General features: G+C 65.7%; 22 protein-coding genes and 1 rRNA gene. 7 read left to right on the top strand and 16 right to left on the bottom strand.

All coding sequences use genetic code 11. The annotated features are described in order from the left end of the window. Positions 1–3: 3 nt before the first annotated feature. Both ACX80V_RS06945 and ACX80V_RS06940 read right to left on the bottom strand, forming a co-directional pair. Complete coding sequence (locus ACX80V_RS06945; protein WP_485842528.1) at positions 4–903, bottom strand: ParA family protein; 900 nt, start codon at positions 901–903, stop codon at positions 4–6. Between the two features lie 235 nt (positions 904–1,138). Beyond that, positions 1,139–2,485, bottom strand: a complete 1,347-nt coding sequence (locus tag ACX80V_RS06940; RefSeq protein ID WP_485842527.1) for a cation:dicarboxylate symporter family transporter — start codon at positions 2,483–2,485, stop codon at positions 1,139–1,141. Between the two features lie 141 nt (positions 2,486–2,626). On the opposite strand from ACX80V_RS06940, the gene ACX80V_RS06935 reads away from it, so the two are divergent. Both ACX80V_RS06935 and ACX80V_RS06930 read left to right on the top strand, forming a co-directional pair. Further along, positions 2,627–4,267, top strand: a complete 1,641-nt coding sequence (locus ACX80V_RS06935) for a sensor histidine kinase (RefSeq protein WP_485842526.1) — start codon at positions 2,627–2,629, stop codon at positions 4,265–4,267. After that, a complete protein-coding gene (locus ACX80V_RS06930; protein ID WP_485842525.1) occupies positions 4,264–4,977 on the top strand; it encodes a response regulator in 714 nt (237 codons plus the stop codon). Before ACX80V_RS06935 ends, ACX80V_RS06930 begins: the two co-directional genes overlap by 4 nt. Positions 4,978–4,994: 17 nt before the next feature. On the opposite strand, the gene ACX80V_RS06925 is transcribed toward ACX80V_RS06930, so the two are convergent. The 3 genes from ACX80V_RS06925 to ACX80V_RS06915 are packed head-to-tail and all read right to left on the bottom strand — an operon-like array spanning position 4,995 to position 8,341. After that, positions 4,995–6,092, bottom strand: a complete 1,098-nt coding sequence (locus tag ACX80V_RS06925) for a pyridoxal-phosphate-dependent aminotransferase family protein (RefSeq protein WP_485842524.1) — start codon at positions 6,090–6,092, stop codon at positions 4,995–4,997. Between the two features lie 41 nt (positions 6,093–6,133). Beyond that, entirely contained in the window at positions 6,134–7,717 is a 1,584-nt protein-coding gene (locus ACX80V_RS06920; protein ID WP_485842523.1) for an NCS1 family nucleobase:cation symporter-1, read from the bottom strand. A gap of 57 nt (positions 7,718–7,774) precedes the next feature. Further along, the gene (locus ACX80V_RS06915; RefSeq protein ID WP_485842522.1) at positions 7,775–8,341 is read right to left on the bottom strand and encodes a dihydrofolate reductase family protein; all 567 of its coding nucleotides are present in this window, start codon (positions 8,339–8,341) and stop codon (positions 7,775–7,777) included. A 190-nt stretch (positions 8,342–8,531) separates the two neighbouring features. Between ACX80V_RS06915 and ACX80V_RS06910 the strand changes: the two genes are divergently transcribed. The 4 genes from ACX80V_RS06910 to ACX80V_RS06895 all read left to right on the top strand — a co-directional run bounded on the left by ACX80V_RS06910 (position 8,532) and on the right by ACX80V_RS06895 (position 12,854). After that, entirely contained in the window at positions 8,532–9,170 is a 639-nt protein-coding gene (locus ACX80V_RS06910; RefSeq protein ID WP_485842521.1) for a GntR family transcriptional regulator, read from the top strand. An 11-nt stretch (positions 9,171–9,181) separates the two neighbouring features. Further along, positions 9,182–10,702, top strand: a complete 1,521-nt coding sequence (locus tag ACX80V_RS06905) for an MmgE/PrpD family protein (protein ID WP_485842520.1) — start codon at positions 9,182–9,184, stop codon at positions 10,700–10,702. A 32-nt stretch (positions 10,703–10,734) separates the two neighbouring features. Further along, positions 10,735–11,640, top strand: coding sequence for a methylisocitrate lyase (prpB, locus tag ACX80V_RS06900; RefSeq protein WP_485842519.1), 906 nt, complete (start codon positions 10,735–10,737; stop codon positions 11,638–11,640). A gap of 74 nt (positions 11,641–11,714) precedes the next feature. Beyond that, the gene (locus ACX80V_RS06895; RefSeq protein WP_485842518.1) at positions 11,715–12,854 is read left to right on the top strand and encodes a bifunctional 2-methylcitrate synthase/citrate synthase; all 1,140 of its coding nucleotides are present in this window, start codon (positions 11,715–11,717) and stop codon (positions 12,852–12,854) included. Positions 12,855–12,958: 104 nt separating this feature from the next. Here the strand turns inward: ACX80V_RS06895 and ACX80V_RS06890 are convergent, their stop codons facing one another. The 10 genes from ACX80V_RS06890 to ACX80V_RS06845 all read right to left on the bottom strand — a co-directional run bounded on the left by ACX80V_RS06890 (position 12,959) and on the right by ACX80V_RS06845 (position 22,694). Next, positions 12,959–13,432, bottom strand: a complete 474-nt coding sequence (locus ACX80V_RS06890; RefSeq protein ID WP_058929421.1) for an 8-oxo-dGTP diphosphatase — start codon at positions 13,430–13,432, stop codon at positions 12,959–12,961. Positions 13,433–13,462: 30 nt separating this feature from the next. Further along, positions 13,463–14,446: a site-specific tyrosine recombinase XerD gene (gene xerD, locus ACX80V_RS06885; RefSeq protein WP_485842517.1), complete on the bottom strand. Its 984-nt coding sequence runs from the start codon at positions 14,444–14,446 to the stop codon at positions 13,463–13,465. Beyond that, on the bottom strand, positions 14,446–15,108 hold the full coding sequence (locus tag ACX80V_RS06880) for an NUDIX domain-containing protein (RefSeq protein WP_056342385.1): 663 nt from the start codon (positions 15,106–15,108) through the stop codon (positions 14,446–14,448). Before ACX80V_RS06880 ends, xerD begins: the two co-directional genes overlap by 1 nt. Positions 15,109–15,133: 25 nt before the next feature. After that, positions 15,134–16,879: a CTP synthase gene (gene pyrG / locus ACX80V_RS06875; protein ID WP_485842516.1), complete on the bottom strand. Its 1,746-nt coding sequence runs from the start codon at positions 16,877–16,879 to the stop codon at positions 15,134–15,136. An 88-nt stretch (positions 16,880–16,967) separates the two neighbouring features. Beyond that, the gene (gene recN, locus ACX80V_RS06870; protein ID WP_485842515.1) at positions 16,968–18,707 is read right to left on the bottom strand and encodes a DNA repair protein RecN; all 1,740 of its coding nucleotides are present in this window, start codon (positions 18,705–18,707) and stop codon (positions 16,968–16,970) included. A 3-nt stretch (positions 18,708–18,710) separates the two neighbouring features. Beyond that, a complete protein-coding gene (locus ACX80V_RS06865) occupies positions 18,711–19,736 on the bottom strand; it encodes an NAD kinase (protein WP_058929426.1) in 1,026 nt (341 codons plus the stop codon). Positions 19,737–19,749: 13 nt separating this feature from the next. Beyond that, positions 19,750–20,562 (bottom strand): TlyA family RNA methyltransferase, encoded by an 813-nt coding sequence (locus ACX80V_RS06860; protein ID WP_485842514.1) that lies wholly within the window; start codon positions 20,560–20,562, stop codon positions 19,750–19,752. 2 nt (positions 20,563–20,564) lie between these two features. After that, complete coding sequence (locus ACX80V_RS06855) at positions 20,565–20,795, bottom strand: hypothetical protein (protein WP_485842513.1); 231 nt, start codon at positions 20,793–20,795, stop codon at positions 20,565–20,567. A gap of 9 nt (positions 20,796–20,804) precedes the next feature. Beyond that, positions 20,805–21,794, bottom strand: a complete 990-nt coding sequence (locus tag ACX80V_RS06850; protein ID WP_485842512.1) for an HAD-IIA family hydrolase — start codon at positions 21,792–21,794, stop codon at positions 20,805–20,807. A 6-nt stretch (positions 21,795–21,800) separates the two neighbouring features. Continuing rightward, a complete protein-coding gene (locus ACX80V_RS06845; protein WP_485842511.1) occupies positions 21,801–22,694 on the bottom strand; it encodes a hypothetical protein in 894 nt (297 codons plus the stop codon). On the opposite strand from ACX80V_RS06845, the gene ACX80V_RS06840 reads away from it, so the two are divergent. Next, the gene (locus tag ACX80V_RS06840) at positions 22,647–23,918 is read left to right on the top strand and encodes a hypothetical protein (RefSeq protein WP_485842510.1); all 1,272 of its coding nucleotides are present in this window, start codon (positions 22,647–22,649) and stop codon (positions 23,916–23,918) included. The two genes, ACX80V_RS06845 and ACX80V_RS06840, sit on opposite strands and share 48 nt — an antisense overlap. A gap of 228 nt (positions 23,919–24,146) precedes the next feature. On the opposite strand, the gene rrf is transcribed toward ACX80V_RS06840, so the two are convergent. After that, positions 24,147–24,230: ribosomal RNA gene (gene rrf / locus ACX80V_RS06835) — 5S ribosomal RNA — on the bottom strand; the annotation flags it as partial.

The following is a 24,230-nucleotide window of genomic DNA, read 5'->3' as shown; positions in this document are numbered from 1 at the left end:
TGGTTAGGGTGCGCCGCCGCGCGAAATCAGCTCTTTGGCCAGGCGGCGGTAGGCATCGGCGCCGATGTGGCTGCCTGCGTAGCTGGTGATCGGCTCGGCCGCGACGGTGGCGTCCGCGAACTTGATGGAGCGCTTAATGACGGTCTCGAAGACTTTGTCGCCGAAGGCTTCCACCAGGCGGGTGATGACTTCGCGGCTGTGGAGCGTACGGGCGTCGTACATGGTAGCCAGGACACCGTCAACCTGCAGGCCGGGGTTCAGCCGGTCCTGGACCTTGTCGATGGTTTCCACCAGCAGGGCTACCGCACGGAGTGCGAAAAACTCGCAGATCAGCGGGATGATCACGCCGTGGGCGGCGGTCAGGGCGTTGACGGTCAGCAGACCCAGGGAGGGCTGGCAGTCAATCAGGACGACGTCGTAATCGTCTTCGACTTTTTTCAGCGCCCTGTCCAGGACCTGCTCACGGGCTACTTCGTTGACCAGTTGCACTTCGGCGGCGGAGAGGTCAATATTGGCCGGCAAGAGGTCCACGTTCTCGACGCCGGTCTGGTGGATGGCATCACGGATGTCCACCTTGCGGTCCATGAGGACGTTGTACACCGTCAGGTCCAGTTCGTGCGGGTTGATGCCCAGACCCGCAGACAGCGCACCCTGGGGATCGAAGTCAACCAGCAGCACCTTGCGGCCGTATTCAGCAAGGGCCGCTGCCAGGTTGATGGTGGATGTGGTTTTACCGACGCCGCCCTTTTGGTTGACCATGGCGATCACGCGCGCGGGACCGTGGGACAACAGCGGGGCGGGTTCCGGAAATTCGCGGTGGGGGCGCCCGGTGGGACCCATCACGGCGTCTTCCAGATCGAGTTCCGTGCCTTCCAGAGTTGCCGAACCCTGTTCGCTGCTCACGTATCTATCCACACTTTCGATGACGGTGATTTTCCTGCCGCTGGAACTCCAGCGCCGATCCTGCTTTCCACCTAGGCTACAGGCCCCGACACGGTATTCGAGGGAACTTGACATTGCATGGATTCTGAGCCTTGACCTTCTGGTAGAGGTCGAAGGTTAGGCTGCCGCACGCAGGAACCGCCCGCACAGCCGGGGCTGTGCGGGCGGTCCGCGCTTGGTCAGATTCAGTGCCGAGTTAGGCGTTGACCAGCACGGGCTCGGCCTTGGGGTCCTTGGCTTCCGGCTCGCCGTGTCCGGCGATCATGGTCTGCTCATCGAAGGGAGCCTGGCCCGAGAGAACTTCGCCGACCTGCTTGTTGTCGATTTCCTTGACCCAGGTCCCAATCAGCACGGTGGCAACCGCGTTGCCGGTGAAGTTGGTCAGTGCGCGGGCCTCAGACATGAAGCGGTCGATGCCAACGATCATGCCCACGCCCCCCAGCAGCTGGGGCGCGTGCGCCTGGAGACCAGCAGCCAGAGTGGCCAGGCCGGCACCGGTGACGCCGGCGGCACCCTTGGAGGCAATGATCATGAAGATCAGCAGGGAAATCTGCGCTCCGAGATCCAGCGGCGTGCCCATGGCGTTGGCCACGAACAGGGACGCCATGGTCAGGTAGATGGCCGTGCCGTCCAGGTTGAAGGAGTAGCCGGTGGGGACGGTGACGCCGACGACGGGCTTGGAGATCCCCAGGTGTTCCAGCTTGGCGATGAGGCGGGGAAGGGCTGCCTCGGAGGAGGAGGTGGAGAAGATCAGGAGGTACTCGCGGCCCAAGTACTTCATGAGCTGGAAGATGTTGACGCCGGTAACCACCTTGAGCAGGCCACCCAGGATGATGACGATGAACAGTGCGCAGGTGATGTAGAAAGCGGCCATCAGGGTGAACATGCTGACGATCGCCTGGAAGCCGGTGGCTCCGACGACGGCGGCGATGGCGCCGAAGGCGCCCACCGGGGCAAGCCACATGATCATGATGAGGATGCGGAATACCAGCACTTGGCCGTGGCCGATGGCCTTGAGGACAGGAGCGCCCTGTGGGCCCATCTTTTGGAGGGCGAAGCCTACGAGGATGGCGGCGAAGAGCGTGGGCAGAACCGGAATGTCGCCCGGAATGATGCCCAGGAGGAAGGCAACGGTGCTGTCTACTTCCGCCTTCTTGTTGGGGTCGTACGCCGCCAGCTTCAAACCCTCACCCGGGTGGATGAGGTTGCCGACGACAAGGCCGATACCCAAGGCAAAGGTGGACATGGCGACGAAGTAGCCCAGGGCCAGGCCGCCGACCTTGCCGACCGTTGCGGCTTTGGCGATGGAGCCGATGCCCAGGACGATGGTGCAGAAGATGATCGGTGCAATCATCATTTTGATGAGCTTGATAAAGCCGTCGCCGAGGGGCTTCAGTGATTTGCCGACCTCGGGGAACAGCAGGCCGACGACGGCGCCCAAGATGACGGCGGCAATAACGGCAATGTAAAGGTAGTGCGATTTGTCCAGGCCCTTGCGCCGCGTCTCCACGGTGCCGAGCGACTCTCCTCGTTGAGAAGCCATGATGTGTCTCCTTATGGATAATCTGGTAGACGCTGCGGCGCATTCTCTGGGCTCATCGCGTCGGTCCGGTGTGATATCCATCATTGGCCACACCGTGACTTAGCTCACGGTTGCGTTCATATTGGTCATGGGAGGTGCTTGATGATTCACCGCTGGAGTATCGCCCGCAGGCTGTTCGTGGCGAATCTGCTGATTGTGCTGGCCTTCATTGCGGTGGCCGGCACCGCCACCTTCGTCGATGCCAGGGACCGGAGCTATGAGGAAGCCGGCCGGCGGATGACGGGTGTTGCTGCCGCCGTCGCCGCCAATCCCCTGGTCCTCCAGGCCGCGGACCATACGGATCCGTCGGCGTTGCTCCAGCCCTACGCCCTGGACGTCATGGCCGGATCCGGAGCGGACTTCCTCACCATCATGGCGCCGGACAGAACGCGGTGGACGCACCCCCGGGACGAGGAGCTGGGCAGGCCGTACATCGGCTCCATCGAGGCGTCGCTGCGTGGCGAAGTCTTCACCGAGGTCACAGCAGGAACGCTGGGGCCGTCGGTTCGGACTGTTGTTCCGGTCAAGGATGCCGCCGGGAACGTCAAGGCGCTGGTTGCCGCCGGCGTCACGGTCCGGACAGTTGACGTGGCACTTTCCGGCCGGCTGCCCGCGTTGCTGGCCATTGGCCTCACCTTGCTCGTTGGCGGGTCCTTGGCTTCCTGGCTGTTGGGCCGCTACCTGCGCCGCGTGACCAGGGGGTGGGGGCCGGAGCAGCTGGCGCAGCTGTTCGCCTACTACGAATCGGTCCTGCATTCCGTGCGTGAGGGGCTGATCCTGATCGACACCAAGGGCCGGGTGGTGATGTACAACGACCAGGCCGCTGAGCTGCTGGGACTGGAGCCGCGCGATTCGGAAGACGATCCGTCCCGGCCGCCCTCCCTGACGGACCTCCCGCTGGCCCCCAGCCTGAAGGAACTCTTTGAATCCGGCCGCACAGCCCACGATGAAATCCACCTGACGGGCCCGCGGATCGTGGTGGTGAACCAGGGCCCGGCCGTCGGGCCCGACTCCCCGGGCCTCCGCCGCCCCGCGGTGTTCGGCACCGTGGCCACCATCCGCGACCGGACGGAGATCGAATCGCTGGGCAGTGAACTCGAAACGATGCGGACGCTGTCCGACGCCCTCCGCGCCCAGACCCACGAGCACGCCAACCGGCTGCACACCATGGTTTCCCTGCTGGAGCTGGGCCGAACCCGGGAGGCCTTGGAATTCGCCACCAAGGATCTCGAACTGAGCCAGCAGCTGACCGACGAGATGGTGAGTTCCGTGGACGAGCCGGTCCTCAGCGCCCTGATCATGGGGAAGGCCGCCGAAGCGAATGAGCGCGGAGTGAAGCTGACGCTCTCCACCGAGGGGTCCGCGTCCGTTGCCGGCCTGGCTGTCCAGGACCTTGTCACCATCCTGGGAAACCTCCTGGACAACGCGATCGACGCCGCCGCGGATGGCGCGGCTCCCAGAACTGTGGAGCTGACCGTGGAGTCCGACGCCGAGGGCCTGGACATCACGGTGAAGGATTCCGGCTCCGGCGTGGACCCCGCCGCCGTGGAGGATATTTTCCGGCATGGCTTCAGCACCAAGGCGTCCGGTCCCTTCGGACGCGGCATTGGCCTGGCCCTCGTCCGCCAGGCTGTGCAGCGCCTGGGCGGTACCATGACCATCACAGGCAAGGACGGCGCACGCTTCCAGGTCTTCCTGCCGGCCATGGCCGCCGGAACCGACAAAGAGGAGCAGTTCCAGTGAGCGATATCCGCGTCCTCGTTGTGGAAGACGAGCCGGTGGCGTCGGCCGCGCACGCAGCCTATGTAGGCAGGATGGCAGGATTTATGCTGGCCGGGACGGCCCCTGACGGCCAGTCCGCGCTTAGGCTGCTGGGAGAGCTCGCGGCTGCCGGCGAGCCGGTGGAACTGGTCCTCCTCGACATGAACCTTCCGGACCTGCATGGCCTGGACATCGCCCGCCGGATGCGTGCGGCAGGAATCCTGGCGGACATTATTGCCATCACCGCGGTCCGGGAAGTGGCGATTGTCCGGAGTGCCGTGGCCATCGGCGTGGTGCAGTACCTGATCAAGCCGTTCACCTTTGCCACGTTTGAGGACAAGCTGTCCAGTTACCGGCTATTCCGGCAGCAGCTGGCCTCCCCGGCGTCCGGTGCCGGCAGGACCGGCGCCTCCCAGAGCGAGGTTGACCAGGCCTTCGCAAGCCTCCGTGCTCCGTCGGAAATGCCCCTGCCCAAGGGCCTCTCGGTCTCCACTCTCGACTCGGTCCAGGCGTACCTGAAACAGCATTCGGAATCTGTTTCAGCTACGGAAGTCATGGCCGCCCTGGGCATGTCCCGCGTGACCGCCAGGCGCTACCTCGAATACCTCGCCGACGCCGGCCGCGTTTCCCGGGCGCCCCGCTACGGAACGCCCGGCCGGCCGGAGAACGAATACGGCTGGAAGCGGCCCTGATACTACAGAGTCTGTGGCTAGGCAGCGGAGATGGCTTCCTTGAGAGCCCCCAGCGCCAGTGTCACTGATGCGGCGTTTGCGTTCGGGCCCATCATTCCGATCCGCCAGATGCTGGAAGTGTACTTGCCCGCCCCTGAGCCAATCTCGATGCTGAAGTGCTCAAGCAGATGGCGGCGTACGGCCGCGGAGTCGACACCGTCCGGGACCTTGACAGTGGTAAGGCTGGGCAACCGGTGGCCCTCGGCCGCGAACAGCCCAAGTCCCATCTCCTGGAGCCCCGCCTGCAACGCGGCCCCTGCCGCGCGGTGGCGCGCCTGGACCGCGTCCAGTCCCTCGGCCAGGATTCTTTGCAGGCCCGCCTCGAGACCGGCGATCATGGTGACCGGCGGCGTGTGGTGGTAGGTTCTGCCGCTGCCGCTGGCGGCCCCGACGTAACCGCCGAGCAGACCGACGTCCAGGTACCAGGAGCGGGGATTCTTGATCCTTCGCTCGAAGGCCCTACCCGACATGGTGAAGGGCGACAGCCCTGGCGGCACGCCGAGGCATTTCTGGGTGCCGGCATAGCCGACGTCGATTCCCCAGTCGTCCGCAAGGAGTTCCAGCCCGCCGATGGATGTCACGGCGTCGACAATGAGCAGCGCATCGCCCTTGTTCTGCCCGAGCGATGCGACGTCGGACAGCACGCCAGTTGACGTTTCGGCGTGGACGGCCGCAATCACCTTCGGTCGCGGGTGGGCCGCCAAGACGCGTTCGACGTCGATGGGCGTGCCCCATTCGTGGTCTACACGAACCACGGTGGCGCCGCAGCGGCGGGCCACCTCACACATGCGCTCACCGAAGAGGCCGTTGACGGCGATCACTGCCACATCGCCGTCGTCCACGGTGTTCACAAAAGCCGCTTCCATGCCGCCGGAACCGGTGACGCTCAAGGGCAGCGTGCGGGCATTCTGTGTCCCCCAGACCGTGCGGAGGCCTTCGCAGGTGTTGTCGAGCCGTTCAATGAAGACCGGATCCAGGTGCCCAATCACCGGATGCGCCAACGCGGCGGTCACTTCCGGGTAGCAGTTGCTCGGTCCCGGACCGAACAGGAACCGCGAGGTCAAAGCCTGTGGCATTGGAACTCCTTCGTTTGGGGCTCTTGCCCTTGTGGGGCCGGTCAGTGCTTCGGTGCGACGGCGATGTCCTCGCCGTCGACGGCCTCGAACGGCGTGTGGCGGTCCATGATCAGCAGGTAGGTGACGGCGGCCAGGATCGCGCCGACGAACCAGGAGAAGCCGGAGATATAGGTGAACGCAGGGACGAGGGCCAGCACCAGCGCGACGATCGCAGCCGGTGTGCCCGCGATGACGGCCTTCCGGTTGACGCCACGGGTGTAGGCATACTCCCCGTCGGGGGAATCCGAGTACAAATCCGGAATGTTGACCCTGCCCTTACGGACCAGCCAGTAGTCGGCCATGATGACGCCGAACAGTGGTCCCAGGAGGGCGCCCAGCCCGCCGAGGAAGTAGACGATGACCACGGGCGAGTTGTACAGGTTCCACGGCAGGATCACCAGGCCGATCACCGCGGAGATAATGGCTGCGCGGCGGAAGTTCAGCGTCCGCGGGAAAAGGTGGGCCAGCGTGTATATGGGTGCCACGAAGTTGGCCATGAGGTTCACGGCCACCGTCAGGATGATCAGTGCCAGGCAGGCCAGCACCAGCAGGAGCGTGTTCGGGATGGCGTTGACGACGTCGGTGGGTGACTCGATAACCGTTCCGTCGATCTGGTACTGGGCGCCGGCGAGGACAACGACGATGGCGGCGAAGAAGAGCATGTTGATGGGGATGCCGAAGAAGTTGCCCCGCACCACCGACCGCCTGGACGGTGCGCCCCGCGTGAAGTCGCAGAAGTTCAGCACGAACGTCCCGTAAACGACCACCCACAGCGCGGCCGACTGGAAAATCCGCACCCACATTACCGGGCCTGTCAACGAGTCGGCGGTGGACCAGGCGATGGTCCCGCCGGCTTCCACCAACATCCAGACGGCCAGCGCGAGCATGGTGACCAGGATGATGGGGCCAGCGAACGCCTCGTACTTGCGGATCATCTCCATGCCGAAGCTCACGATCCCCGTCTGCACCGCCCACAGCGAAACGAACGAGATCCAGCCCAGGGTCGAGAGCCCGAGGAACGAGTCCGTATCGAGCGGTGCCAGCGACGGCGCGAGGGCTAGGATCAGCACACGAAGCACCACCGAGGCCAGATAAGTTTGGATGCCGAACCAGGCGACGGCCACGGCGCCGCGGATGATGGCGGGGATATTGGAGCCCCGGATGCCGAACGCGATCCTGCTCATGACCGGGAACGGCACGCCGGTCCGCTCGCCCATGAACCCCGAAAGGTTCAGGAGAAGGAACAGCAGGACGGCGCCAAGCAGGAAGGCGAGCATGATCTGCCAGGCGCCCAATCCCAGGGCGAACAATCCGATGGCAAACACGTAATTGCCCAGCGAGTGCACGTCGTTCGCCCAGAGCGTGAAGATGCTGTAGGCGTGCCAGGTGCGCCCCTTCCGCGTGGTGGGCGCCAGGTCCTCGTTGTAGAGCCGGGGGCTCACGCCCGCGGGCACCCGGACCCGAGTGGATGGCTCCCCCCTCACGATTTCCTCGACCGCGGGGTCGCCGGTGCCCCACGGCTCAGGGTCAATCAGATGCGGATGCCCGTGCTCGTCATGCGCGCCGGGATCGATTTGGTGGGACATAATGCAGACCTCCGTAGGACGGAAACGGCATTGCCGGCAAAAAATCGGACTTTCCGCTTATTTCTTGATCTCGTAGCGCAGAAGTACGACACCGTTTTCGAACCCGGTGGCCTCGACCAGCAGCAGGTCCTGCCGATCCTCGAAGATGCGCGTTCCCTTGCCGCGTGACGCCGGGCAGACCAGCATCCGGACTTCGTCGACGATGCCGGCGTCCAGCAGGGAGTGCATGAGCGTCAAGCTCCCCCACAGCCAGATGTCCTTGCCGCCCTGCTCCTTGAGCTCCCGGATGGTGGCGGCCGGGTCGTGCGTCACGGTCGCGGCGGGAAAGTCGCCCCAGGGGGCGTCATCCAGCGTCGACGAGGCAACGAACTTGGTGAGGTTGTTGAGCTTCTCGCCGTACTCGCCCTGCTCGTCGGCGTACGGCCAGTAGTCCTTGGACTGGGCGTAGGTATTCGCGCCGAGAATCATCGTGTCGACCGTGTCGATGAACCCCATCACGCTTGCCCTGAACGCCTCGTTGGTAGTCTCGGAAAAAGGTTCCCCGGACACGAAGCTGAGCCCGCCGTCCTCTTCCGCGGCGATGTTGTCGACGGTAACCCACTGCTGGACGATGAGTTTTCGCATGGCGCCAACTGTAGTCCGCTGGCGCGCGGTCAACGAGCCCCATCTTGTAGCGCTGGCCCGGGCTGGACGAAGGCGCCGAATGCATTTGTATACACAGATGACGTGTTAGTGTCGGTTTTCGCCAATTTGCTGGGCTCAATGGCAATTCGTGTATACACTGATCCTAAGCAGCGGATTGAAGGGAGGGACCATGCGGGCCAGCGACAAAGCCTACGCAACGCTTCGCGAAGACATTATCGAATGGCGCCTGGCACCCGGAACGGTCCTTGCCGAGGTGGAGCAGTCGGAACGCCTGGGCGTCTCACGCACTCCCGTCCGGGAGGCGCTGAGCCGGCTCAGCGCGGAAGGACTGACGGCGGCGGGCGGCCGCGGCGTCGTCGTCACCGACATCTCACTGGAGGACATCGACGAGATGTTCGAGCTCCGCGAAACCCTGGAGGGCAAGGCAGCCGCCCTCGCTGCCGAACGCGGCGAGCGCGCGGTCTTTGAGAAACTCCACGCAGATCTCCTGCGGGCGCAGGAGTTGATCAGCGACGCCGATCCCGCCCGGCATGAGTACTACGCCCTGGTGGGCCGGTTGGATGAGGCGATCGACGCCGCCATCTCCAACTCCTACCTCGCCCAGGCGATGCGCAGCCTGCGTGTCCATCTGGTCCGGGTCCGCCGCCTCGCCGCCGATGACGCCCCGCGTCTGAACGCGGCCGCCGTCGAACACGCGGCCATCGCGGAGGCCATCGCCGCAGGTAACGCCAGGCTCGCCGAGGCAGCCACCACCCTGCACCTGCACCGCAGCCTTTCCCACGTCAAAGCTACCCACCCACAGCACTAAGAAGGAGCACCATGGTTAAGCTCAACCACGTCCGCGTCTACAAGAGCGAAGAGAACCTCCCCCGCGAAGACCAGCTGGCGCACAAGATCGCCGTCGTCGCCGCCGACGCCGTCGAGGTCACTCCCGAGGTCACCGAGATGGTCATCAACCGTGTCATCGACAACGCCTCCGTGGCCATCGCCTCCCTGAACCGCGGCCCGATCGTGGCTGCCCGCGCCCAGGCGCTGACCCACGCACCGACCACCAACGGCAAGGGAGCCGGCGTCTTCGGCATCACGGACCGCGTCTCCCCCGAGTGGGCAGCCTGGGCCAACGGCGTGGCCGTCCGCGAGCTTGATTACCACGACACGTTCCTGGCGGCTGACTACTCGCACCCGGGCGACAACATCCCGCCGATTCTCGCCGTGGGCCAGCATGTCGGCGCGAGCGGCAAGGACCTGATCCGCGGCATTGCCACCGGCTACGAGATCCAGGTCAACCTGGTCAAGGCCATCTGCCTGCACAAGCACAAGATCGACCACGTGGCGCACCTCGGCCCGTCCGCCGCCGCCGGTATCGGCACGCTCCTGGGCCTGGACGTCGAGACGATCTTCCAGTCCGTCGGCCAGGCGCTGCACACCACCACCGCCACCCGGCAGTCCCGCAAGGGTGAGATCTCCACCTGGAAGGCCCACGCACCGGCGTTCGCGGGCAAGATGGCGGTGGAGGCCGTGGACCGCTCCATGCGCGGCCAGACCTCCCCCGTGCCGATCTACGAAGGCGAAGACGGCGTGATCGCCTGGATGCTGGACGGCCCGGACGCCTCCTACGAGGTCCCCCTCCCCGAGGCCGGCGAAGCCAAGCGGGCCATCATGGACACGTACACCAAGGAACACTCCGCCGAATACCAGGCCCAGGCCTGGATCGACCTTGCCCGCAAGCTCCACGCCGAGCACCCCGAGGCAACGGACCCGGCCAATGTGGCGTCGGTCCTGATCAAGACCAGCCACCACACGCACTACGTGATCGGTTCCGGCGCCAACGACCCGCAGAAATACAGCCCGACGGCCAGCCGGGAAACCCTGGACCACTCCATCCCGTACATCTTCACCGTGGCACTCCAGGACGGCTCCTGGCACCACGTTGACTCCTACAGTCCTGAGCGTGCCGGCCGCGCCGACACCGTGGAGCTGTGGAACAAGGTCAGCACCGTCGAAGACCCCGAATGGACCCGCCGCTACCACTCGCTGGACATCGCCGAGAAGGCCTTCGGCGGTTCCGTGGAGATCACCCTCACCGACGGCACGGTCATCACCGACCAGATCGCTGTAGCCGACGCCCACCCGCTCGGCGCCCGGCCGTTCGCCCGCCAGCAGTACATCAACAAGTTCCGCAGCCTGGCAGCCGGCCTGGTCGCCGAGGCGGAAATCGAGCGTTTCCTCGCGGCCGCCGAAAGCCTTCCGGACCTGGGCCCGGGCGAACTGGACCAGCTGAACATCACCGCCGCTCCGGGTGTCATCGACCTCAGCAACGCACCCGCCGGCCTCTTCTAAGCTCTGCTTACCCACCCGCACAGGAGAACCAGATGCTGTATTCCAAGACAACCCCGGAACAGAAGCGGATCGCGCTGCGCGACATGCTCGCGTCCGGCACCATCCAACAGTTCCCGGGCGCCTTTAACCCGCTCTCGGCGCGGCTGATCGAGGAAAAGGGCTTCGCCGGTGTTTACGTCTCCGGAGCGGTGCTGGCCAATGACCTTGGCCTGCCGGACATCGGGCTGACCACCCTCACCGAGGTGGCCACGCGTGCCGGGCAGATCGCCCGCATGACCGACCTGCCCACGCTGGTGGACGCGGACACCGGCTTCGGCGAGCCCATGAACGTGGCCCGCAGCATCCAGGAACTGGAGAACGCCGGACTGGCCGGCTGCCACATCGAAGACCAGTTCAACCCCAAGCGCTGCGGGCACCTGGACGGCAAGAACGTGGTGGACCTGGACACAGCCACAAAGCGCATCCGCGCCGCGGCTGATGCCCGCCGCGATCCGAACTTCCTCATCATGGCCCGGACCGATATCCGCGCAGTGGAGGGAATCGAAGCCGCCAAGGACCGGGCACGGGCCCTCGTGGAAGCCGGTGCGGACGCCATCTTCCCGGAAGCGATGAAGGACCTGTCCGAGTTCCAGGCCATCCGCGACGCCGTGGACGTGCCGATCCTTGCCAACATGACCGAGTTCGGCAAGAGCGATCTGTTCACCGTGGACCAGTTGCAGGGTGTGGGCGTCAACATGGTCATTTACCCGGTCACGCTGCTGCGCATTGCCATGGGCGCAGCAGAGCGTACTCTGGAATCGATCAAGGCAACAGGGTCGCAGGAAGCACAGGTGGAGAACATGCTCACCCGTGCGCGGCTTTATGACCTTGTGGACTATGAGGCCTACAACCACTTCGATACCGGCGTTTTCAACTTCCAAATTCCCGGCGTCCGCTAGGACCCGAGAGCCACCAAGGAGACTGCAAGCATTCCGGCACATCCGGGCTTGCCCAATGAACGAAGGAGGACAGCATGGAAGCTGTTGATATCAAGAAGGGCCTGGCCGGCGTCGTGGTGGACTACACCGCGGTTTCGAAGGTCAACCCGGACACCAATTCGCTGCTGTACCGCGGCTATCCCGTCCAGGAGCTCGCCGCCAAATGCAGCTTCGAGGAAGTGGCCTTCCTCTTGTGGAACGGCGAATTGCCCACCCCTGAAGAACTGTCCGCGTTCTCTGCCCGAGAGCGCGCCGGCCGCGCCCTTGATCCTGTGGTGAAGAAGATCGTCGACACAATTCCCACTACCGCCCACCCGATGGATGTCTGCCGGACCGCGGCATCCGTCATGGGCGCCCGCCACCCTCTGGCCGAGGACTCCTCGCCCGAGGCCAACATGGCCAAGGCCGTGGACCTCTTCGCCGCCATGCCCGCGGTGGTCGCCTACGACCAGCGACGCCGGCGCGGCCAGGAAGTCGTGGAGCCCCGGGATGACCTGGGCTACTCGGAAAACTTCCTGTGGATGGCGTTCGGTGAAGACCAGGTCCCGGAGGTCGTGGAGGCCTTCAACGTCTCGATGATCCTGTACGCCGAGCACTCCTTCAACGCCTCCACTTTCACCGCCCGGGTCATCACATCCAGCCTGTCCGACCTGCACTCGGCAGTGACAGGTGCGATCGGCGCACTCAAGGGCCCGCTGCATGGCGGCGCCAACGAGGCCGTGATGCACACCTTCGACGAGATCGGCATCCGGCCCGAGGAATCCCTGGACGAAGCGGCCGCCCGCGCCAGGGCATGGATGGAGGATGCACTGGCCCAGAAGAAAAAGGTCATGGGCTTCGGCCACCGCGTCTACAAGCACGGTGACTCCCGCGTCCCCACCATGAAGGCCGCGCTGGACAAGATGATCGCCCACTACGGCCGCCCTGAACTGCTGGGGCTGTACAACGGTCTCGAGCAGGCCATGGACGAGGCCAAGGCCATCAAACCGAACCTCGACTACCCGGCCGGCCCCACCTACCACCTGATGGGCTTCGACACTGCCACCTTCACCCCCCTGTTTGTGGCCAGCCGCATCACCGGGTGGACCGCCCACATCATGGAACAGGCAGCCAGCAACTCCCTGATCCGTCCGCTGAGCGAATACAACGGACCGGACGAACGGCACGTTCCGTAATCCTCCCGGCTCCCAAACCTCTGAACGCACGACGGCGGGCCGGTCACCTTTGAAGGTGGCCGGCCCGCCGTCGGCCGTTACGCCAACGCAGAGGTGGGGCGTGATCAGTCCAGCACTTCGCGGACGGTCTCGTTGTCATCGTTCAGGACCACTGTCAGGCGCAGGAAAGATCCGGCAAGCGCGAGTGGCAGCCAGTGCGCTGCGTCCTGCCACATCCGGTCCACCGGCAAGGCGCCGACGTCGAACCATTCCGGCCGGATCTCGGCACTTTCGGCCGGCTGCCCGGTCCAATTGGCTGCGACAAAGAGCCGCGAACTCATGTTCCACTCCGGGCGGGCAGGAAAATCGAAGGTCACGACGCCGGCGTCGCGCAGATCCTCCTGCCGGACCACAATCCCGGCTTCCTCGTGGACTTCACGGCAGGCAGCCTCTGCGTCCGTCTCCCCCGGCTCAACATGGCCGCCGAGGCCCACCACCTTGCCGCGGCCGAAGCCGGTCTTCTTCAGGCCCAGCAGGACCTGCGGCACACCGGCGGACTCACGGGTGAGAAAGCACAGGGTGACAGGGGTAAACGTCATACCCCCAACCCTATAGCGTGGCCGCCGGCGTCAGCCCAGCGCCCGGGGGTGGGCTGCTGCGTAAATTTCCCTCAGTGTGTCAGCCGTAACCAGGGTGTAGACCTGCGTTGTGGTAACCGAGGCGTGCCCCAGGAGTTCCTGCACCACGCGGACATCGGCGCCGCCTTCGAGCAGATGCGTCGCGAAGGAGTGCCGCAGTGTGTGCGGGGAAACATCCTTGGTGACGTTGGCTTTGTCCGCGGCCGCCTTCAGGATGGTCCAGGCGCTTTGCCGGCTGATCCTGCCGCCGCGGGCGTTCAGGAACAGGGCGGGCGTTCCCTTGCCCTTCGCCGCCAGCAGTGGACGGCCGCGCACCAGGTACGCGTCCACAGCCCGCGCCCCGTAGGATCCCAGCGGCACCAGCCGTTCCTTGGATCCCTTGCCGAACAGACGGACCACGGCGGGCCCGGCTTCGGCCTCGTGCAGGGCGATGTCGTCAACGTCCAGGCCCACGGCCTCGCTGATCCTCGCCCCGGTGGAATAGAGAAATTCGAGCAGGGCGCGGTCCCTGAGCCCTGTGGCGGTGTCCGTGCCCGCGGCTTCAAGGATCCGGGTGACTTCGTCCACGCTGATGGCCTTGGGCAGCCGTTTGCCCGGCATGGGCGGGTGGACGTCGCTGGCGGGATCCGTCGTTGTGATCCCCTCCAGAGCCCAGAACTTGTGCAGTCCGCGGACGGCCACCACAGTCCTGGCAGCAGACCGGACGCCCAGGGCCGTGCCGCCGTCGGATCCGTCGTTGAGGGCCATCAGGAACCCCGTCACGTGGTGGCGGGTGATCTGGCCCGGGCCCTGGCACCCCTCCGCCGCCACGTAACGGGAGTACCGCGCCAGATCACGGCGGTAGGCGGAGAGTGTGTTGGCTGCCAGGCCGCGTTCCACGCCCATATGTTGCAGATACTCGGTGATGGCACGGTCGATGGCCGTCTGTGGCCGGACGGGCGGCGTCGGGGCTTCCGCCTCAGTGCTCGCCGTCATCAACGCTGGCTGGGGTGCGCAGGCCAGGGTGCATCCGCGGGGCGCAGTCCCGCAAAGCCGTCAGCTTTCGCCGCGGCGGCGGCCAGGATGCCGACGACGGCGGACGGGTTGTGCAGCCTGCCTTCCAGGACCGCGGCCACGGCGTCGTCCAAAGCGATCCAGTGGAACTCAATCTCGGCCTCCTCATCGGTCCGCTCATGGCGTTCGTGGTGAGGCACGTCGGTGAGGTCCCGGGCGAGGTAGATGCGGATGGCCTCGCTGGAGGAGCCCGGCGAGTTGAAGAAGTCCACCAGGACGTTCCATTCGCCGGCCGCAAGGTCCGCCTCCTCGGCGAGCTCGCGGGCAGCACCCGCCACAAAATCCTCGCCTTCCACATCCAGCAGGCCGGCAGGGATTTCCCAAAGGTCCATGCCCACGGGGTGCCGGTACTGCCTGATCAGCAGAACCTCGCCGGCGTCGTTCATCGGCAGGACGGCCACGGCGCCAGGATGGTCGATGTAGTCCCGGGTCAGGGACTCCCCCGTTTCACTCAGCTGGAAGCTGTCGCTGACTACATCCCAGATCCGGCCTTCATAGACCTTCTCCGTAGACAGAAGACGGCGCGGGCTCGGTGCATCCGAAACCTGCCGTGCAGCTTGGGGGGTTTCAGGTGTGCCGGGCATCGCGCCGTCCTCTACTTATTCGGTTCTATTTTGCGGCAACCGTACGCAACGGCTTGGCTGCCGGCGCGTCCTGTGCTTTCTGGTGGTCCAGGGCGGCCTTGACGAGCCCGGCGAAGAGCGGGTGCGGCCGCGTGGGCCGTGAGCTCAGTTCAGGGTGCGCCTGGGTTGCCACGTAGAACGGGTGGACCTCGCGGGGCAGCTCTACGAATTCCACAAGCTTGCCGTCCGGCGACGTTCCGGAGAACACGAGGCCCTCGGCGGCGATCTGGTCGCGGTACTTGTTGTTGACCTCGTAGCGGTGCCGGTGGCGTTCGCTGACAGTGGTCTTGCCGTAGGTCTCTGCAATGACCGAGCCGTCGTCGAGCTTTGCCTCGTACAGGCCCAGGCGCATGGTGCCGCCAAGATCACCCTTGCCGTCCACGATGTCCAGCTGCTCTTCCATGGTGGCAATCACCGGGTATTTGGAATCCGGTTCGAACTCGGACGAGGAAGCTCCTTCGAGACCCACCACGTTGCGCGCATATTCGATCACCATGCACTGCAGGCCCAGGCACAGGCCCAGGACCGGCAGCTTGGTTTCGCGGGCGTACTTCAGGGCGCCCAGCTTGCCTTCGAGGCCGCGGATGCCGAAGCCGCCGGGAACGCAGATGGCGTCCACGCCGTCCAGGGACGCCACGGCGCCTTCATGGGTTTCGCACTCATCCGACGGTACCCAGCGGATCTTGACCTTGGTGTCGTTGGCGAAGCCGCCGGCACGCAGGGCCTCGGTCACGGACAGGTAGGCGTCAGGCAGGTCGATGTACTTGCCCACCAGTGCGATTTCCACGTGGTGCTTGGGGTTGTGGACTGCTTCGAGCAGCTTGTCCCAGCTGGTCCAGTCAACGTCCTTGAACGGCAGGTCCAGGGCACGGACGATGTAGGAATCCAGTCCCTGCGTGTGCAGGGTCTTGGGGATGTCGTAGATGCTGGGGGCATCCGGGCATCCGATGACGGCTTCGATATCGACGTCGCACATGCGGCCGATCTTGGCGCGCATGGGCTCGGGGACTTCGCGGTCCGAGCGGACCACGATGGCCTCGGGCTGGATGCCGATGGAGCGCAGGGCCGCCACGGAGTGCTGGGTCGGTTTGGTCTTCAGTTCCTGCGAGGGTCCGATGTAGGGCACCAGGGAGACATGGACGAAGAAGACGTTGCCGCGGCCGATGTCCTGGCGGACCTGGCGGGCCGACTCGAGGAAGGGCTGCGACTCGATGTCGCCCACGGTGCCGCCGATTTCGGTGATGATGACGTCCGGCGCGTTTTTGCCTTCGGAGGGAAGCCGCATGCGCCGCTTGATCTCATCGGTGATGTGCGGGATGACCTGGACAGTGTCACCGAGGTATTCGCCGCGGCGTTCCTTGGCGATCACGGTGGAGTAGACCTGGCCGGTGGTCACGTTGGCTGAGCCCTCGAGGTTTTCGTCGAGGAACCGCTCGTAGTGTCCGATGTCCAGGTCCGTCTCGGCGCCGTCGTCGGTGACGAAGACCTCGCCGTGCTGGAAGGGGTTCATCGTGCCCGGATCCACGTTCAGATAGGGATCGAGCTTCTGCATAGTTACAGACAGGCCGCGTGCCCGCAGGAGGTGACCGAGGCTCGAAGCCGTCAGCCCCTTACCGAGCGAGGACGCCACACCACCGGTTACGAAGATGTGTTTGGTCGTCTTGGACGAGCCCGGGAACCGGGAATTTACACGGGAATTTGATCGCTGCACCACGGAATTCGAGCCTATCATCAATTGAGCCTTTCCCCGATCAGGAACTGTCTCCCCAAATGATCCAGTGTGCATGGCAAGGCGCCCTGCGATCAAGGGGTGTTCGCCCTCAGGCCCGCTGCGGCAGCAGTTTTGCGTCGTCCAGCAGCTCCTGGGCGTGTGCCTGGGCCGATTCCGAGTCCTCCTGGCCCGCCAGCATCCGGGCGAGTTCCCGCACACGCCCCGGGCCGTCGAGGAGGCGAACATCACTGGACGTGAACCCGGTGGCGGTGCCGCCGTCGGTCCCCCTGACGGATGTCTTGGTGACGGTGATGTGCTGGTCCGCGAAGGCTGCCACCTGCGGCAGGTGCGTGACCACCAGGACCTGCACATGTTGTGCCAGCATGGCCAGCCGGCGGCCAATTTCGACGGCGGCCCGCCCGCCGACCCCGGCGTCCACCTCATCGAACACAAACGTGGGCACCGGATCCACCGCCGCCAGCACCACCTCGATGGCCAGCATCACGCGGGAGAGTTCGCCGCCGGAGGCGCCCTTGCCCAGCGGACGGGCCGGGGCTCCGGAGTGCGGCTGGAGCAGGAACGTGATCTCGTCCGCTCCATGCGGAGTCAGCTGGGCGGCCGCCTCACGGGTGATCACCAGGGTGGCGTCCGCCATGGCGAGTGCCTTCAGCTCCGCGCTCACCCGGCCGGACAGGTCCTTGGCAGCCTTGGCGCGGATTTTGCTGACGGCGGCTGCCTGCGTCTGCAGTTCCGCTTCGGTCCGGACGACGTCCGCGTCCAGGGCCTCGATCCGGGTGGAGTCGTCCTGCAGCTCGTCGAAGCGGACCCGGGCGTTTTCCGCCCACACCAGGACTTCGTCAATGCTGGGGGCGTACTTGCGGACCAAGGTGGCCAGGGCGGCCCGCCGGTCCTCGATCTCGGCGAGCCGTTCCGGGCCCTCCGAGTCCAGGCCGGCCTGGTAGCTGGCCAGCTCCGTGGCGATGTCGTTAAGCAGGAAGCCCACTTCGGCCAGGCGTGCTGCGGCGGACCCGAGCTCGGCGTCATGCTCGGCCACGTGCTCCAAAGTTCTTTTCGCAACGTCCACGAGGGTGGTGGCGTCGCCCGCGTCACCGTAGTCCTCCGCGATGAGCGCCTGGTGCGCCGTGTTGGCTGCAATCCTGAGCTCTTCGACGTTGGCCAGTTTCACAGCCTCGGCCTTGAGGGACTCGTCCTCCCCCGGCTGCGGATCCACGGTGCTGATTTCGGCCAGGGCGACTTCCAGCGACTCGGCCTCGCGGAGCCTGTCCCGGGCGGCGCTGCGAAGGGTTTCCAGCTCCGCCTGGCTGGCCTTCCAATGGCTGTACAGCGCCTGGTAGGAGGCCATCGGGCCCGCCAGCGCATCGCCGGCAAATTTGTCGAGGGCGCCGCGCTGGGCGGACGCCCCCTTCAGCCTGATCTGGTCCGACTGCCCGTGGACCACCACGAGGGTTTCACCGATCTCCGCGAGTACGCCCACCGGGGCGGCCCGCCCGCCCAGGAAGGCCCGGCTGCGCCCGTCCGCACCGAGGCGACGCGCAAGAATAAGCTCAGCGCCGCCGTCGAACTCCTCCACGTCGGCACCCGCTTCAACTGCCCGGGCAATCGCCGGATGACCGGCGTCGAGCTTGAGGACGGCCTCCGCCGTGGCGCTCTTCGCGCCGCTTCGGACCGCGCCGGCGTCGGACCTCGCCCCCAGCAGGAGGCCGACGGCGGTGACCACCATCGTTTTGCCGGCTCCGGTTTCGCCTGTAACGACGCTCAGCCCGGGGCCCAGCGGCAGCGTGGCGTCGGTGATGACGCCCAGATCGCGGATTCTCAGTTCTTCAAGCATGCTTCACTTTGCGGTCGCGGGATCGGTATCGTCCTCCGGCTGGTCGCCGGAGGCAAGCTGGAGCGGCGGCCTGGGCCGCGGCGTCCGGACGATCGGGATGGGTCCGGTGTGGATGGTCTCCGACTGCGGCACGGGTCCGCGCCAGCCGTGGATGGGGAGTTCAAATTTGCGGACCAAACGCGCTGAAAAGGGCGTCTGGTGCGTCCTGGCCAGCCGGACCGGGGTGGCGGACTTGGTCACTTCAACCCGGGCGCCGGGCGGCAGGTCCACGGAGCGCCGGCCATCGCACCAGAGCACACCCTGGGCACCGGTGCGGGTGAGGACTTCCACGGCCAGCCGGGACCGGGGCGATACCACCAGCGGTTTGGCAAAGAGCGCGTGGGCGCTGATGGGAACTATCACCAGGGCCTCGACCTCGGGCCAGACCACGGGTCCGCCGGCGGAGAACGCGTACGCGGTGGAGCCTGTGGGGGTGGCCACCACCACACCGTCGCAGCCGAAGGACGTCAGCGGGCGCTCGTCCACTTCGGTCACCACCTCGATCATGCGTTCACGGTTGCCTTTTTCGATTGCGGCCTCATTCAGGGCCCAGGTGTGCCAGATCTTCTGGCCGCGGACCCAGACCTGGACGTCGATGGTCATCCGCTCTTCAACCGTGTAGTCGCGGCGGGCAATCCATTCCACCGTCTGGGCCAGGTCCGCCCGCTCGCTCTCGGCCAGGAAGCCGACGTGGCCAAGGTTGACGCCCAGCAGGGGTACGTCCACCTCGCGCACCAGCTCCGCGGCGCGCAGGATGGTGCCGTCACCGCCCAGGACCATCACCAGCTCGACGTCCGGCAGCTGTACGTGGTCGTGCAGGATCTCCACCGGTTGGCTGAGCTGCCCGAAGAATCGTTCCATGTCGCGCAGCTCAGACTCCTGCATGACGGGAACAATGCCGGAGTCATGCAGTTGGGCGCAGGCTTCCCAGGCGGCCTTCAGTGACTCCTCGCGGCCAGTGTGGGCAAGGACAAGTACTCGCCTGCTCATCGGGTTCCGCTTTCTAGTGGTTCGGCCAGATTCGGCCAAGCAATCCGTCAATGGCTGCGAGGCGCTCTTCGATCTTAGGCAGGTCTTGGGTCATCCTGCGCTTTATCCACAGGAAGTATTCGACGTTTCCGTCCTGGCCCGGCAGCGGGCTGGCCGCCAAGCCGCATAAGTCCAGTCCGGCGTCGAGCGCTGCATTGGCAACTTTTTCCACTGCCATCCGGCGTTCGCGCTCGGAGGTGACCACGCCGGTGCGGCCCAGCCGGTCCTTGCCGATCTCGAACTGGGGCTTCACCATCAGCACCAGGTCGCCGCCCGGCTGCGTGCACAGCGCCAGGGGCAGGACCACCAGGGTCAGCGAGATGAAGGAGAGGTCGGCCACCGTGAGTTCGGCCTGGCCGCCGATGTCCTCCGGCGCCATGTACCGCACGTTCATGCCTTCATGCACGGCTACGCGGTCATCGGCGCGGAGCTGAGGGACCAGCTGGTCATGGCCGACGTCGACCGCCACCACGTGTGCCGCACCGCGCCGCAGGAGCACCTCGGTGAAGCCGCCGGTGGAGGCGCCGGCGTCCAGGCACCTCTTGCCGGCAACAGTGACCTCCGGGAATACGTCCAAAGCCCCAGCGAGCTTGTGCCCGGCCCGGCTGACGTAGCTGTCCTCTTCCGTGTGCTCGACCGACAGGTCCTTGCCGTCGTCGACCTGGAGGGACGCCTTGGACAGGACCTGCCCGGCCGAGCTCACCTTGCCCTCGGCAATCAACGAAGCAGCGTGGGTCCGGGACCTGGCCAGGCCGCGGGCGACGAGCGCCTGGTCAAGTCGTGCCATGCTCAAACTTCTCCTTCGCCGTTTGGGGCCTCTTCGTTCAACGAGTGCAGCAGGGCATCGTGGAGGTCGCTGTAAACAGCCTCATGCTCAGACACGGGCAACCGTTCGACGCCGTCCAGCGCGGCCGTTATCGCCGCAATGGACGGATCGGTGGTTGCCGGCGCCGCTGTGTCCGGCCATTCCGGCGTTGGCTGGGCTGCTTCCGGATGGTGCGGTTCGTTCAGCTCAGTCATTGGACCAGTCTAATGATTGCGCCACTCGAGTTTGGGTTCGGTGGGAAGGGCGGCGTCGGGGACCGCAGTCCACCAGGCGGCGCAGGCGGCCCGCCACGAATCCAGGTCACCTTCGCTGCCGCTGACGTGGATGGTGTCACCGCTGACCCGCGCAGTGGAGGCCCCGCAGCGGTGCGTTCCGTCAGTGTGGTCCAGCGCCGGGTAGGGGCGGTGGAGGTCGCTGAGGGAATTGATGATGTAGTCCGGGCGTTCCGCAGTGCGTGCGGCCAGGATGGTAGCTGTGGTGTCGACACCGGTCAGCACTGCCACCGTGGCAAACCCGGCGTTGTTGCCGCCGAGGATGTCGGTGTCCAGACGGTCGCCCACCACCAGCGGGCGGTCAGCCGCGAGCCGTTTGGCGGCGGCGTGGAAGAGCGGGGCCTCCGGCTTGCCGGCAACCCGCGGCGTCTGTCCGGTGGCGGCGGCTACAGCAGCCACGAGGGTGCCGTTGCCCGGAGCTATGCCGCGTGCCTGCGGAATGGACATATCGGTGTTGGTTGCGATCCACAGTGCTCCGGCCGACACGACGTACGACGCCTCGGCAAGATCCTTCCAGCCGATCCCGGGATTGAATCCCTGGACCACGGCTACCGGATCCTCGTCCTGGCTGTGGACAGGCGTCAGTCCCACCAGTTCGATTTCCTGCGCCAGTGCGGGGCTGCCGGTGATCAGCACCCGCGCTCCGGGGGCGACGAGTGACGCCAGGAGTTCGGCCGCGGCCTGCGAGGAACTGACCACCTGCTCGTCGTCTGCCGGTGCACCCAGTTCACGGAGATGCGCCGCTACCTGCGCCGGGGTGCGGGAGGCATTGTTGGTGACATACCCCAGGCCAATGCCCAAACCCTCCAGTTGCTGCAGTGAGTCCACGGCGCCTGGGATGGCGTGCTGCCCGGCGTAGACCACGCCGTCCAGGTCCGCCAACAGGGCGTCGAACAGGGAAATCAGTGGAACTTCAGTCATAGCGGGCTAGCTGTCCCGTCCTTCAGAGTGGCCATCAGTGGCGTTGTTGCTGTCGTCTGCTTCGCTGTGCTCTTCTTCATCACGCTCGGCCTCATCGCGCTCGGCGTCGCCGGCTTCCAGCTCATCTGCTTCGAGGGAATCCTCGTCAGACTCGGCGTCATCGGACTCGAAGAAATCCGATTCCACGTCGTCGATGTCTGCATCCACGGCGGCGGCCTCAACGGCAGTATTGTCCGCGGCTGCTTCGGTCCGGGCAGCAGGCGTGGATGCAGCGGCTTCGGGGCCTGCGGCAGCGCGCTCCAGCAGACGCCGGCGCTGAGCTTCCTCGCGGGCTTCCTCTTCCTCGTCCCAGCCGAGGTCCACGATGTCGGGTTCCTCATCGACGCCGAGGCCCAGGGCATTTTCAGCCACAACTGCCTGCTTCTGCCATTTTGCCGCCTCATCTTCGCGGCCAACGGCCGACAGGGCGTTTGCGTACGCCCGGAACAGCCGCGGGCTGTAGGAGAACGCCCGGTTCATGTCCAGCTGCGGAATTTCCAGTTCAGCCACGGCGGCGTCCAGCTGCCCGAGGTCGGACCGTGCCCCGGCCGCCACGATGGCCAACTCAACTTTGCCGGGGGCGTCCAGGTCTTTGGCTTCCTCGGACCGCACCACGTCAAGGGCACGGTCGGGCCGGCCCAGTCCGCGTTCACAGTCTGCCATCACGGGAAGGTGGACGTTTGAACCGCTGATGCGGCGGTAGGTCCGGAATTCTCGCAGCGCTTCGCCGTAGTGTCCTGCCGCGTAAGCGGTGAGGCCGACGGCTTCACGAACGGCAGCCAGCCGGCCACCACGCCGGCTCGCGGCGAGGGCATGCTGGAAAGCCAGCTCGGGCTCTTCGTCGATCAGGCGTCCGGCCATTACCAGGTGGCGGGCAACCCACTCGGCGCTCTTGTCTTCCAGGGTCTTGATCTGGTGCTGCGTAGCGCGGTCAAGCTCCTTGCCCGTGACATCCTCATCGATTTCCGGGGAACGTTCGCGGTCTGGGCGGTTGGCGCTGCGAAGATCACGCGCGTTGGGTACACGGACCGGGCGGTCTTCCGCACGGTCCCTGCCGAACTGGCGGGGGCCGGAATCACCACGGTCGAAGCTGCGGGGGGCACGGTCCTGGCGGTCACCGAAAGGCTTGCGGTTGTCGCCGCCGGAGAACCCACGACGCTCACCGTCACCTTCGCGGCGCGGACGGTCACCATAAGGCTTGTTGTCACGGTCACCGTAAGGCTTCCGGTCTCCACCGCCGCTGAAGGGCTTGCGCTCTCCGCCGCCGAAGCTGCGACGCTCGCCGTCGCCTTCGCGACGAGGACGGTCACCATAAGGCTTGTTGTCACGGTCACCGTAAGGCTTCCGCTCACTACCGCCGCCGCCTGTGAACGGTTTCCGGTCCCCGCCGCCGAAGCTGCGACGCTCGCCGTCACCTTCGCGACGAGGACGATCACCGTAAGGCTTGTTGTCACGGTCACCATAAGGCTTCCGTTCGCCACCGCCACTGAACGGCTTCCGTTCTCCGCCGCCGCTAAAGGGCTTTCGCTCTCCACCACCGTAGGTACGACGCTCGCCGTCACCTTCGCGGCGCGGACGGTCACCGTAAGGCTTGTTGTCGCGGTCACCATAGGGTTTGCGTTCGCCGCCGCTTGTGAACGGTTTCCGGTCTCCGCCGCCGCTGAAAGGCTTGCGCTCTCCACCGCCACCGAAGGTCCGACGCTCGCCGTCACCTTCGCGGCGCGGACGATCACCAAAAGGCTTACGTTCGCCGGAACCTGGAGCGCGCTTCGGAGCTTCTGGGTTACGGTCTTCGCGGGAACGGAATCCCCGTGGGTCGCCGCCAGAATTGTTGTTGCCGCGGAAAGGACCGCGGTCGTTGCCGCCGCGGTTGCCGCCGTTGTGCTCAGCCATGGGGATTCCTCCTGTTATGAGCCGACCACTGGCGCAATCGCAGCCGCTCGTTCCGTGTTTCGTTATCCTACGCAACCCGAAATCAAGCGCTTCGAAGTCCGTACATCTCAGTCAATTCTAGGCGAGACCCCACCAACAGATGACATGGATCCGTCTCCAGACCGCCGTCGTGGGAATGTTCACACTCCCTAGGTGACGCTCTCGCAGTTTCTGCGGGTTTCTGGCGGACGCTCTCGCACTTCCTGCACGTTTCGGGGTGATGCTCCCGCCGTGGCCTGTGTCCGGGGTGCGGTTTCCGACGGCGGCGGTTTCGGTGGGGTGCCGGGCTGGTTGTGCGTTTGGGGGGTGTTTGTGGTGTGGTGGTTAACGTGGGAGAGCCCCCCAACCTGGTGGTTGGGGGGCTCTCGACCTGTAATGATGTTCCGGCGGTGACCTACTCTCCCACACCCTCCCGGGTGCAGTACCATCGGCGCTGTGGGTCTTAGCTTCCGGGTTCGGAATGGG

It is taken from the genome of Pseudarthrobacter arbutini, assembly GCF_054510915.1.
Note: the sequence above shows the minus strand (reverse complement) of the source record. Positions and strands in the feature narration are given on the sequence as shown.